This window comes from Colwellia sp. PAMC 21821, from assembly GCF_002077175.1.
Taxonomy (GTDB): domain Bacteria; phylum Pseudomonadota; class Gammaproteobacteria; order Enterobacterales; family Alteromonadaceae; genus Cognaticolwellia.
On the sequence record NZ_CP014943.1, the window covers coordinates 2,662,086 to 2,674,391 of the forward strand.

Below are 12,306 nucleotides of genomic sequence, written 5' to 3' on the forward strand. Positions count from 1 at the left end.
TAAGGGAGAGTTTTAGTGGTTAACTTTTGTTGCGAACTCACAGTCGTGGTGGCTTGTTTTAGCTGATTTTTAAGCCCGATCTGGCTTGAAAATTCCAAGTCAAAATGCGCTATAAAATTAGCTTTACCTGAGTCATGACAATTACATTATAACCTCGAATATCAAGCCAACACCTGCCTATTTGCTCTAGGCTAAATAAGCTTTTTAGTTCTAGTGACTAAAAAGCAAATAAGTGAACCTAAAGTGACCAGAGCAACACCTTGCCAAAATGAACCTGTTAGTGAGATAGATAAATACACAGAAGCAAAAAGCGTAGAAAATACGGGAGTAAAATAAGACAAGGTTCCTAATAAAATCATATCTGCACCGATTAAGGCTTGATTCCACAAGGCATAACCGGCTCCTATTACGATACCAGAAAGTAACAAGGTTAAAGTAGAAGGCAAGGTGAACTGTAAGCTCGGTTCAGTACTGAAGATATATTGTACCCAAAGCGTTATAGCGGTTGCGCTAAAAAAAAGTGTAATCGCGTTTTTCCCGTTACTGATGTTTTGTGTTACTACACAATAAATCGCCCAAATTATGGCTGCTGAAAAGGCCATGAAATAGGTCAGTGGATTGTCTGAAATATTGCTCATTAACGTGCTGACTGATATACCTTGGTCGCCAGAAATACACCAAGCCACACCGGTAAATGCCAATAAAATACTGGGATAAACTAAAATGTTTATTTTTTTATTACTGAGTACAACACTCAAAAGTACAGTAAGCGCAGGCCATAAGTAATTGATAATAGCCATTTCCATCGCTTGATGCCGACTATTAGCCATGCCTAAAGATAAGGCAAGGCAGACTTCATAAGTAACAAATAATCCACCACCAATAAATAGATAACGTTTTGGATAATGCTTTATTTTTGGTATTCCCATAACAGACATTAAAAAAATAGCACTAACGGTGTACATCAAAGCTGCCCCGCCAATAGGACTAAATAGCTCAGATAAATCGCGAATTAAAGCCGTTACAGCACTCCAAAGTAGAATGGCGATAACACCATAAAGCGTGTACTTATTTTTATTAATAAAAGACATACAGAATAAAGGTTTTAATGGCATATGAATTAGGCGAACACTATCACGGTTTAGGCAAATAGATGCAATAGGCTAAAACAATTTTTTGGCCATTTTACAGCTGCTTCAATGTGTTACATAAGTTTGTACATTAATGTCCCTAACCCTACTCACATCAGCCAGATAAACCTATTAGCACATAACAAACTAAGAAAAGCACTATTTATGAAATGTTAAACAAACCAGCATACTTAGCACTACTTTACGTTTTAGTTAGCAAGTCAACAAAACATGAATCATTAATTTTACGGTTTTATAGTCAGTTAATGTTGTTTAAATTTTTATAAATTTTGGTCTTTTAGAATTTAAAGCTACAAAAATTGCAAAAATTAAGGCTTAGCTCTAAAGTTTTAAAGGGAGGGGCGATTAGGTTAAGTCAGTGTTGTGTGTTTAATGCGCAGATTAATCGATATTTTAAAACAGTATCAGCACTTTTAACGATCACTTATGCGATCTATCTAACGAGGTCTAACTAGGAACTGTTTAACATGGAGTTTGATAAGAATAAAAATATATCGCCATTTAATAAATTTCCCGGGAATCCTCATGATATTGAGGAATATCTGCGGGCTATTTTTAATAATGCAGGAGATCCAATATTCGTCAAAGATGAAGAGTTTAAATTTATTCTGGTTAACGACGCTTTTTGTCGCTTTTTTGAGTTGCCTAGGAGCCAAATAATCGGCTCAACACTTGCTGAAAGCTTTCCACCAAACGAGATGGAACATTTTTTTGAAATCGATAGACAAGTACTAGAAAAAGGGCAAGAAATATTATGTGAAGAGACACTTTCACCAACAGGTGTTGAACCTAAAAGAGTCATGACAAGAAAAAATCGATTTATCGATGCCAAAGGTAATTATTTCCTTATTGGCGTCGTTCACGATATTACCAAGCGCAAGCATATCGAAGAAAATTTAAAGCGCGCGGCCAGTGTTTTTAGTCACGCACATGAAGGTATCATGATTACTGATGCGGAGGCGACAATCACCGAAGTCAACCATGCTTTCAGTCGAATTACTGGCTATACGTCAGAAGAAGTCCTAGGTAAGAATGCAAGGATTCTTCAGTCAGAGCGACACTCGACAGAGTTTTATACTGAAATGTGGCAAATACTACTAGCTCAGAACTATTGGGAAGGAGAGGTTTGGAATCGTCGTAAAAATGGCGAAATTTATCCCGAAAAACGAACCATCAGCGCCGTTAATAATGCTGAAGGTGTTGTGCAACATTACGTTTCATTGTGTACTGATATTACCGAGATGAAAGTGCATCAAGATCAATTAGAGCATATTGCTCATTACGATCTACTGACTAACTTACCAAATCGTGTTTTACTCGCAGACCGATTATCTCATGCTATGTTGCAGTGCAGTCGCCACCAGCAGGCACTTGCAGTGGTATTTCTAGATTTAGACGGCTTTAAACATATTAATGATACTTATGGTCATAATGTCGGTGATGAGTTGCTCATTGCCGTCTCCGTTCGTATGAAAGCGGCCTTACGAGAATGTGATAGCTTAGCGCGTATAGGCGGTGATGAATTTGTTGCTGTAATAGCAGATTTGAGCGCAGAGGCAGATTGTGAGCCAGTATTAGAAAGGTTATTGTTAGCCGCGTCAAAGCCTGTCACCGTTGGTAGTGTGGTATTGAACGTCTCAGCGAGTATAGGGGTTACTTTTTATCCGCAAGATAATGTCGATGCTGGCCAGCTCATGCGCCATGCTGACCAAGCCATGTATGCCGCTAAAGAGGCAGGTAAGAATCGCTTTCACTTATTTGACACCGCGCAAGATGACGCCATTAAAGTGCAGCGAGAGAGCTTAGACACTATTCGTGTGGCTTTAGATAAAGGATACTTTGTACTCCATTATCAACCTAAAGTGAATATGAAAACCGGTATCGTAATAGGTGTTGAAGCCTTAATTCGGATGCAGCATCCAAAACGAGGGCTCTTAAATCCAATCGAATTTTTACCTATTATAGAAAATAATCCGATGAGTATCGAAATAGGGGAATGGGTAATCGATACGGTACTAACACAAATTTCTGAATGGCAAAAAATGGGCCTTAAAATACCCGTTAGCACAAGTGTAAATATTGCAGCAGTACAATTACAACAGCCTGACTTTGCACAAAGATTAACAATACTACTCGCCGCTCACCCTAATGTTGAACCAAGTCTTTTAGGATTAGAAGTACTGGAAACTAGTGGCTTAGATGATGTACATCATGTCTCAAAAATTATGAATGCTTGTTTAGCGCTTGGGGTACAGTTTGCCTTGGATGATTTTGGCACTGGCTATTCGTCCCTCACTTATCTGAGGCGATTACCAGCCAACTTAATTAAAATAGATCAGAGCTTTGTGCGAGATATGTTAATTGATAATAATGATTTGGCTATTGTTGAAGGCGTTATAGCCTTAGCGAAATCATTCAAACGTGAAGTTATAGCTGAGGGAGTTGAAAGTATTGAACATGGCTCAGCGCTATTGAAACTCGGTTGTAATTTGGCACAAGGTTATGGTATCGCCCGACCGATGCCAGCGAGTGACATTCCTGTGTGGGTTAATAATTGGCAACCTGATGCGCGTTGGCAGTTATAAAGCGCAGAAATAAAATATGTTGAACGTCTATCAGATATTAAATAAGTGTAATGGAATGGCAAAACGCCGTGTTCAATTATTGATAATTGAACACACTGATTATTCTAGTTCAAGAGATAATTGTTTTATTATCCCGTTATACAATGTGCATCAAAGTAAAGCTCATCAAAGTAAAGCGCATCAAAGTAATAGGCTTATTATTAATTTAACAGAAAAAATCGAAGTTATTCGTTATCTTCTAAGGCTTTTTTAGCTTTAATTGATTGAGCAATGCCTTTAAACTCGTAAGTTGGGTAAATATCCGTTTCGAAAATACCCCACGCTGACTTTTCAATGGCTAAGTTAAGTGTTCGTAAATCTTTTGGAGCAACTTTAAGGGTAATTACTTGCCCTAAACCCATCATGACATACCATGAGTCTATTTCCATGCCTTTGGGCGGGAATGACTGCCAAAATCGGTTCTCATCCATTTTCTTTTGCAGTTCCGATAAGCTTTTATCTTGTTGGTGTTTAAGTACCACGGTGACTAATATTTTATCAGTATTAATGGTGTATTCTTCAGCGGCTATTGAGCTTTGTACAAAACCGGTAACACATAAGATAGGAATGATAATAAATCTAAGATATTTTTGCATAATAATACGCTGCTGTATGAATGAAATTTTATCTTCGCACGGTATATGTAAAATAAACAGAAATTTAAAGTGAGTTAAATTTAAGCTGTATAGCCCTTGTCGAAATAAACTGTTTTTTAATTTTTAAATTATGAAATATTTGTTGTTAATGTTTGTCATTTATCTATGCTATATATGTGAATAATAATACAGGATTTAGGTGGTGAATAAAGATAGACTGAGGAAATGGAAGTATATGGAAATTAACGACAATAGGAGATGAAAAACATGACACATGCTAAAAATATAAAATCAAAGCTTTGCTTAGTTGCATCAGCAATCGCTTTATCTGGTTTATCAGCAACGACATTCGCCACTAAGGCTATTGCTGAGGAAGCTAAAATTGACCAAGATATAGAGCAAATTAGCGTAATTGGCTCTCGACGACTTGGACGCAGTATTGAAGACAGCCCAGTGCCCATTGATATTATCGACTCTGATTCAATTATGAACACGGGCCTTACCGAAACCAATCAAATTTTAGGCACTTTGTTGCCAAGTTTTAACTTTCCACAGCCTTCTATTACCGATGGTACTGATCATGTTAGACCTGCCCAATTAAGAGGTTTAGCGCCAGATCATACCTTAGTATTAATTAATGGTAAGCGCAGGCACAGCAGTGCTTTACTGAATTTAAATGGCTCTTCTGGTCGAGGCTCATCCGCTGTCGATATGAATGCAATTCCCGCTAATGCCATCGAAAGAATTGAGGTTTTGCGTGATGGTGCCGCGGCTCAATATGGTTCAGACGCCATCGCTGGTGTCATTAATATTGTCCTGAAAAATGCCGATAGTGGCGGCTCAGCGTCCGTCACTTATGGTGCTAACGTCTCCACGATGGATGGTGTACCAGATTTAAAGTCAGTTGATATTGGTAATAATGGCAACTTAGCTTTTACGGAAGGTGGTGATCGAAAAGTTACCGATGGTCAAACCTTAACATTAAGAGCTAACGCAGGTTTTGCGCTTGGTGAAGACGGCTTTGTTAATGTCTCAACTGAGTTTCGTGACCGTCGTTCAGCAAATCGTGCTGACTATGACAAACGCGAAAACTATGCTCGACTTAACGATGACAGTTTAGACCCGCGTGAACTCACGGTAAATAGATATAACCATACTTTTGGCAATGGCGATGTAGAAGATTTCGCGCTTTTTATTAATAGCGGTTATACCCTTAATGCCGATGCAGAGCTTTATGCTTTTGGCTCGTACAGCGCAAGAGACGGCGAAGGTGGTGGTTTTTATCGCCGCGCAAATGATTCGCGCAATGTGCAAAGCATTTATCCAGATGGCTTTTTACCGGTGATCACGTCAGATATTGTTGATTACTCAGGTGCTGTCGGCGTTCGTGGTTATATCAGTGATTATAATTACGACTTGTCAGTGGTCTACGGTAAAGATGAGTTTCAATTTGGTGTTATTGATAGTTTAAACACTTCATTTGGTCCTACGAGCCAAACTGAGTTTGACGCCGGCACGTTAACTTACGATCAATTAACATTGAATGCTGATTTTAGCCGAGAAGTTGACGTTGATATATTTGACAGTAGCCTCAATGTTGCTTTTGGTTTTGAATATAGAAATGAAGGTTATCAAATTGAAGCGGGTGAAGCGGCTTCATATGAGCAAGGAACTTTTGGCCGTGGTGGTGAAGTTACTGACCCAGTAAATGGTCCTTTTGGTTCAGCAGGCTCGCAAGTTTTTCCAGGTTTTACGCCTGAATCAGCTGGCGATAATAGTCGACATAATGTCAGTGCCTATATTGACTTAGAAGCAGATGTTACGGAAATGTGGAATCTTACCATAGCAACGCGCTATGAAGACTATTCTGATTTTGGTTCTACTGTTAGTGGTAAAGTTGCCAATAGATTCACATTGAGTGATGAGTTTGCTGTGCGTTTATCGGCTTCAACAGGCTTTAGAGCACCTTCTTTACAGCAACAGCACTTTACCTCGATTTCTACCGTTTTTGTTGATGCAGTACCAACCGAAACAGGAACGTTTGCGCCAAACAGCGATGTAGCTTTAGCGCTAGGCTCTCCAGGCTTAGACGCTGAAAAATCGGTTAGCGTTGGTGGTGGCATCACTTGGACACCGGTTAGTGAGTTTAGCTTGTCGGTAGATTACTACCACATTGATATTGACGATCGTATTGTCTTATCGAATAACTTATCAGGCCCTGAAGTAGAAGCCTTACTAGTTGGTACTGGTGCTAATCGTGCACGATTTTTCTTGAATGCTATCGATAGTACGACCAAGGGTGTTGATGTAGTGGCAACTTACTCTATGGATATTCAAGATATGGGCAATTTGTTACTTAATGCAGCCTTTAACTACAACAAAAATGAAGTGACCAATATTATTGATCCTCCTGCGGTATTGCAAGGTGCTGGATTTGATCAAGGGAACCTTTTTTCTGGCAATGAATTACGTCGCTTTGAAGTTGGCTCTCCAAAAAGTAAATTGAATTTAAGTGCGGTATGGAATAAAGATAGTTGGTATGCCACCTTAAGAGTTACTCGTTATGGTGAAACACAAGATCCGTCTGAGAATCCTGAGCTAAATGAAGTATTGCCAGAAAAATGGCTGACTGATCTTGATGCTAGTTATGCGGTAACAGACAATGTTAAATTGACCTTAGGGGCAAATAATATTTTTGATGTTTACCCTGATACAACACGTGAATTGGTTGATGATGTTTCCACCTTTTCTAGGTTGTTTGCGTATTCAGGCTTTTCTCCATTTGGTTTTACTGGAAGATATGTCTACGGTAAAGTTAGTGTAACTTTTTAGCCGCTACCTAATAGCTTGAGGAGCACTCGCTGCTCAAGCTTTATTTTTACTTACTTTCGCTAAAAGAGTCAAGACTGAAGTTGCTAAATTGAACAGTCGACTATTTTGCATTTTACGTTATACTGCCGCGCTCAAACCTAGTATTTAAATTAAAGTATTTCATTTAGCGGAGTTCATCATGCACGATCTGTATTACAAAGGCCGTATCCATACCAGAGTAAACCATGTAAAAACAGGTTATAACACCAAGCGTGCTGTTAAGTTGGGTACAGAAAAACATCCGTTAACCTTAGTGGTTGCTAGTGAAGAAAAGAAATTAGAATTAGCTGCCGTAGTCGCAGAGAATGAATTATTTGCCAATATTACGGTAGATAGCACTGCTGATGAGGATATTCTTGAATTGACCGCGATTCTAAATAAGCCAACGACCACGACCTTTGAAAAAACGCCAAACCGTAATGATCCTTGCTTGTGTGGTAGTGGTAAAAAATATAAAAAGTGTTGTGGCTAATTAATCAACTCTTGTTATAACAATAACTTATTTTCAAATAGACTTACATGACGCTGCTCACTATTTTATGAGCCGCGTTGGTTAAGCTTTTCTTTATTTTACACCTTAGTGATTAGCTTTCTATTGTGTACATTCAAAACTATAGGTCTACACTTTTAGCCGCTAACGGCCAGCTTGTTAGTGTTTTTGTCTTGTCCTAACTGTGGCTATTTAATTGTGCTATTACTGCCATTGCTTGAGTCACTGTATTCTTATCACCGTCTAACCAATGAATGTTAGCGCCGTTACGCTCTAATCGTCGCAGCCAAGTATCTTGTTTTTTTGAAAATTGATGGATAGCTGAGTTCAGTTTCTGAAAACAGTCATTTTTGCTTAATTTTCCCTGTAAATGTTGCGCAATGTAGCGATACTCTAAGCCATAAAAATATAAGGTTTCCCAACTAACACCTTGAGCATGTAATTGTGCTACTTCTTCAATAAGGCCTTGTTCCATGCGTTGCTTTAAACGCAGGGTTATGCGCTCACGAATGACTTCTCTTGGCCATTTTATAGCAAATATAAGTGGTTTAAGGGCAGGGAAGTCATTAATTGTATCTTTAGCAGCTAGCTCTCCCTGTGCTATTTCAATCGCGCGGACTAAGCGATCACGCTCGATAAGGTCTGTGGTGTTGTGTAAATTTGGTTTCAGTTGCATTAACTGCTGAGTTAATTGCTCATGGCTGAGCGGAGCGAGTGTTTCTCTAAGTGATTTATTCTCAGGCACTTCGATTAAACGATAACCTTTTAGAATAGAGTCAACATAAAGCGCTGAGCCGCCAGCCATAATGGCAAGTTTATTTTTATCGCTAATTTTTTCATAGGCATTGATAACATCTTTTTGAAAATCAAAAATGTTGTATTCGTAACCGGGATCGACAATATCAATTAAGTGATGCTCAATTTCTTGATATTCTTCGAGATCTTTACCACTGCCGATATCTAAACCGCGATAAACTTGCCTTGAATCGGCTGAAATTACTTCACCATTTAGCATTCTAGCGAGCTCGACCGCGAGTTTGGTTTTCCCTGACGCTGTTGAACCAAGCACAACGAGCATGTTAAATGCAGACATAGCTAACCTATAAATATTGATCAAAATTAATGGCTGAATTATATCGTTAATTTTTGCTGGTGACGACCTAACTCCTTGCTTTAAAAATTATCGTTTGGGATATAGTCTTAGCTAGATTATTATATCGGCTTAATCGCTTATCTAAAGGCACTTTAATAAAGTATTAAAAAAGTATGAATAAAGTATGACAGCCAAAAAAAATGTTTCATCAGCGACCCAAAATTCAAAAAGTGATAAATCTAAAGCCTCACAAGCACCAGTAGGAAATAGCGATAGCCGCTTAAAAAGAATCCTACGTTGGTCCTTTTGGTTTATGGTTAAAATGTCGGTTCTTGTCGTATGTGTGCTGTTTTTTTATAGTATTTATCTTGACGGAAAAGTGCGTGATAAGTTTGAAGGACAACGTTGGCAAGTACCCGTTCAAGTTTTCGGCGCTATTGAAAGTTATAAAGTAGGAAGCGAGTTAACGCTTACTAACTTGCGGCAGGCCTTATCAGCAAATCGATATAAAAAAGTCACTACTGTGCTACGCCCTGGCGAATTTGCTTTATCAACGAATCGCGCCATTATTTATCGTCGCGCATTTGACTTTGGTGCGGGTATGGAAGCGGCCACAAAAGTTACCCTTGATGTCGCCAATGGTAAAGTTAAGGCGTTGTATTTAAATGATGAAAAAGTTGAGCAATTACGTTTAGAACCACTGTTAATAGACCGTATTTTGCCTGAAAGCAAAGAAGATCGGGTGTTAGTTTCATTGCAAGCTGTGCCGACAAGGCTATTAGATACCTTGTTGTTAATTGAGGATCGCGAATTTTATTTTCATCATGGTGTTTCTCCTTTGGGGATTTTAAGGGCACTATACCAAAATTTAATGGCAGGTCGAACGGTGCAGGGGGGCAGTACGTTAACGCAGCAACTAGTTAAAAATATGTTTTTAACTCGCGATAAAACCTTATGGCGTAAAGCCAATGAAGCGATTATGGCGCTGATATTGGAGTATCGATATAGCAAAGACCAATTACTAGAAGCGTACATAAATGAAGTCTATTTAGGCCAACATTATGCTAATGGTATTTATGGTTTTGGGCTAGCGGCAGAGTTTTACTTTGGTAAGTCAATTCAGTCACTTAATTCAGAACAAATGGCGATGATTATTGGCCAAGTAAAAGGGCCAAGTTACTATGACCCATGGCGCTTTCCAGAACGCACAATTAAGCGTCGAGATTTAGTCCTCAGGTTAATGTATCAGCAAGAAATTATTTCTCAAAATGAATTTGAGCGTGCAGTAGAATCGCCTTTATCCATTAGAAAAAAGCGCCGTGTAAAACAGCAAAAATTCCCTGCTTATCTACAATTAGTTAAAGCTGAACTGTCACGGCATTTATCCGAATATCAGCAACAATCTGGTGTCAGAGTGTTTACCGGTTTTTCAATCAACCAACAGCTGGCAATGCAAGCAAGTATTGATGAAAAATTACCAACGTTAGCGCAACAGTCAGCCGCTGAATTACAAGTCGCGATGGTAGTGTCTGATTTTAAATCAGGCGTAATTCGTGCTTTAGTCGGGGGCAAAGAGGCCGGTTATGCTGGTTTTAACCGTGCGCTACATGCTAAGCGACCTATTGGTTCGTTAATAAAACCTGCCGTATTTCTTGGTGCTTTAGAGCGTTACCAACGCTTTAATTTAGCTACGTTAATTGAAGATAAAGCGATTACGCTTTCAAGTGAAGATGGCCAAGCTTGGCGACCAAAAAATTATGATGGCAAGTTTAGAGGCCAAGTACATTTAATTGACGCCTTAGTATCAAGCCTGAATGTGCCAACAGTGAATTTAGGTATGCAATTGGGTTTAGATAATGTAGCACAAGCCATTCATTTATTAGGCTATCAGGATGATATTGTAACTCGACCATCTATGTTGTTGGGCTCATTAAATATGTCCCCCATGGAGATAAACCAACTCTACATACCTGTTGCTAATAATGGCGTTGCAGAAAAGTCACACGCGATAGAGCGTATTGTTAGCGGCCGTGGTGAAACTTTATGGCAGTTTAAAGCTTTAGGCCAACAAATTATTTCGACACAAGCGGCTTATTTACTCGATTTTTCGTTAAATAAAGTCACAACGTCAGGCACGGCGCGTTCGTTAACTTGGCGCCTTAAAGATAAAAATATCGCGGGAAAAACAGGCACAACCAATGATCTACGTGACAGTTGGTTTGTTGGTTACGACAATGAATTGTTGGTCACCACTTGGGTAGGTAGAGACGATAACAAGCCAACTAAGTTAACCGGTAGCAGTGGCGCACTGGTATTATTTGCTGAATTTATGCATAAAACTGGTGCGGTCAGTCGACGTGCCAATGTGCCGACAAGTGTTGAATTAGTGCGCTTTGATAACAAAAGTGGCCGAGCGGTCACTCAAGCCTGCGACAATTCACAACTACTTCCAGCTGTCACCACAGGTTTAATTTATGAAACAGAATGTGAAGAAGCGCCGACAAAGAATAAAAAGAAATCTTGGCTAGAAAAATTATTTGGCAATTAGTTTTATAGTGAATTCAATTGCTAAGCATTTGGCATGTGATTTTCGCTATTTTGTTAGTTGAATAACCCCTCATACACACTATGGTTAAAAGGTAGCCAATTATTTATTGCCGATAATCAATGGCGGCGTAATATATAGCTATACTAAAAAGTGCAAATATAAGAAGTACTTGTATGAGAGGAGCATAATGAAACATAGATTAAGCTTTGGTTACTTTACATTACTCGCTGAAAATATTGTTGAAGTCACTATCGACGAAGGCATTGAGTTGTCACTTGAAATGGTAGAAGAGTGTGATGTGTTTTTTAAAGCACATATTTTTGGTAGTTTTGGCATGCTTATTAACAGAATCAATGATTATACTTATAGTTATGAAGCGCAATTATCCATAGGCTCTTATGAGGGGTTAAAAGCCATTGCTTTTGTTTATTACTCAGATAGAAGCAAAGTCATTGTAGAAGAGTTAAATCTAACTCGCGCATATGATAAGTGGAATAGTTGCAGTTTCTCAGGCTTAGAGCTCGAATGGCAGCAAGCATTTCAATGGTTAAAGCATGAATTAATAGGTAACGAACAACCCGCAAGCCAAGCATAGAGTTGTATTATTTAAGGAAGAATATTTTTCGTACATTGTAAATAAATAATGAAAAATACAAAAAAAAAGCAAACCGATAGGTTTGCTTTTTTATGTTTAGCTCTCTCTGACATCCTATCTATAAAACACTGTGCGTCTCGGTAATTGCTTTGCGCATTACTCAAAGATTTAGTTCCTGCAATATCATACACACCGAAGAACGGTGAAACACACTCGCATCAATGTGTATTAGTGACTATGTTCAGGAAGAACGGTATGTCACGTTCACATCGATATGTCTTAGTGACTATGTTCAGGAAGAACGGTATGTCACGTTCACATCGATGTGTCTTAGTGAC

At 38.8% G+C, this 12,306-nt stretch carries 8 protein-coding genes; 5 read left to right on the top strand and 3 right to left on the bottom strand.

Annotated elements, in window-relative coordinates; translation table 11 throughout:
• Nucleotides 1–191: 191 nt before the first annotated feature.
• Complete coding sequence (gene yddG / locus A3Q33_RS11395; protein ID WP_081182543.1) at nt 192–1,091, bottom strand: aromatic amino acid DMT transporter YddG; 900 nt, start codon at nt 1,089–1,091, stop codon at nt 192–194.
• Between the two features lie 527 nt (nt 1,092–1,618).
• Between yddG and A3Q33_RS11400 the strand changes: the two genes are divergently transcribed.
• Nucleotides 1,619–3,736 carry a putative bifunctional diguanylate cyclase/phosphodiesterase gene (locus A3Q33_RS11400; protein ID WP_081180046.1) on the top strand — a complete coding sequence of 706 codons (2,118 nt, stop codon included), beginning with the start codon at nt 1,619–1,621 and terminating at the stop codon, nt 3,734–3,736.
• A gap of 224 nt (nt 3,737–3,960) precedes the next feature.
• Here the strand turns inward: A3Q33_RS11400 and A3Q33_RS11410 are convergent, their stop codons facing one another.
• Nucleotides 3,961–4,371, bottom strand: a complete 411-nt coding sequence (locus A3Q33_RS11410) for a hypothetical protein (RefSeq protein WP_081180048.1) — start codon at nt 4,369–4,371, stop codon at nt 3,961–3,963.
• Between the two features lie 258 nt (nt 4,372–4,629).
• Between A3Q33_RS11410 and A3Q33_RS11415 the strand changes: the two genes are divergently transcribed.
• Nucleotides 4,630–7,203 (top strand): TonB-dependent receptor plug domain-containing protein, encoded by a 2,574-nt coding sequence (locus A3Q33_RS11415; protein WP_081180049.1) that lies wholly within the window; start codon nt 4,630–4,632, stop codon nt 7,201–7,203.
• Between the two features lie 178 nt (nt 7,204–7,381).
• Entirely contained in the window at nt 7,382–7,714 is a 333-nt protein-coding gene (locus tag A3Q33_RS11420) for a PBPRA1643 family SWIM/SEC-C metal-binding motif protein (protein WP_081180050.1), read from the top strand.
• Between the two features lie 196 nt (nt 7,715–7,910).
• Here A3Q33_RS11420 and miaA read toward each other — a convergent pair whose 3' ends face one another.
• Nucleotides 7,911–8,825 carry a tRNA (adenosine(37)-N6)-dimethylallyltransferase MiaA gene (miaA, locus tag A3Q33_RS11425; RefSeq protein ID WP_081180051.1) on the bottom strand — a complete coding sequence of 305 codons (915 nt, stop codon included), beginning with the start codon at nt 8,823–8,825 and terminating at the stop codon, nt 7,911–7,913.
• 184 nt (nt 8,826–9,009) lie between these two features.
• Here miaA and mrcB point away from each other — a divergent pair, with 184 nt between their 5' ends.
• Entirely contained in the window at nt 9,010–11,373 is a 2,364-nt protein-coding gene (gene mrcB, locus A3Q33_RS11430) for a penicillin-binding protein 1B (RefSeq protein ID WP_081180052.1), read from the top strand.
• Nucleotides 11,374–11,560: 187 nt separating this feature from the next.
• Nucleotides 11,561–11,968, top strand: a complete 408-nt coding sequence (locus tag A3Q33_RS11435; protein WP_081180053.1) for a hypothetical protein — start codon at nt 11,561–11,563, stop codon at nt 11,966–11,968.
• Nucleotides 11,969–12,306 lie beyond the last annotated feature (338 nt).

What these genes read in the sequence shown, in the direction of transcription:
- yddG (WP_081182543.1), bottom strand. Translation starts at nt 1,091, where the DNA reads ATGTCTTTTATTAATAAAAATAAGTACACGCTTTATGGTGTTATCGCC.
- A3Q33_RS11400 (WP_081180046.1), top strand. Translation starts at nt 1,619, where the DNA reads ATGGAGTTTGATAAGAATAAAAATATATCGCCATTTAATAAATTTCCC.
- A3Q33_RS11410 (WP_081180048.1), bottom strand. Translation starts at nt 4,371, where the DNA reads ATGCAAAAATATCTTAGATTTATTATCATTCCTATCTTATGTGTTACC.
- A3Q33_RS11415 (WP_081180049.1), top strand. Translation starts at nt 4,630, where the DNA reads ATGAAAAACATGACACATGCTAAAAATATAAAATCAAAGCTTTGCTTA.
- A3Q33_RS11420 (WP_081180050.1), top strand. Translation starts at nt 7,382, where the DNA reads ATGCACGATCTGTATTACAAAGGCCGTATCCATACCAGAGTAAACCAT.
- miaA (WP_081180051.1), bottom strand. Translation starts at nt 8,825, where the DNA reads ATGTCTGCATTTAACATGCTCGTTGTGCTTGGTTCAACAGCGTCAGGG.
- mrcB (WP_081180052.1), top strand. Translation starts at nt 9,010, where the DNA reads ATGACAGCCAAAAAAAATGTTTCATCAGCGACCCAAAATTCAAAAAGT.
- A3Q33_RS11435 (WP_081180053.1), top strand. Translation starts at nt 11,561, where the DNA reads ATGAAACATAGATTAAGCTTTGGTTACTTTACATTACTCGCTGAAAAT.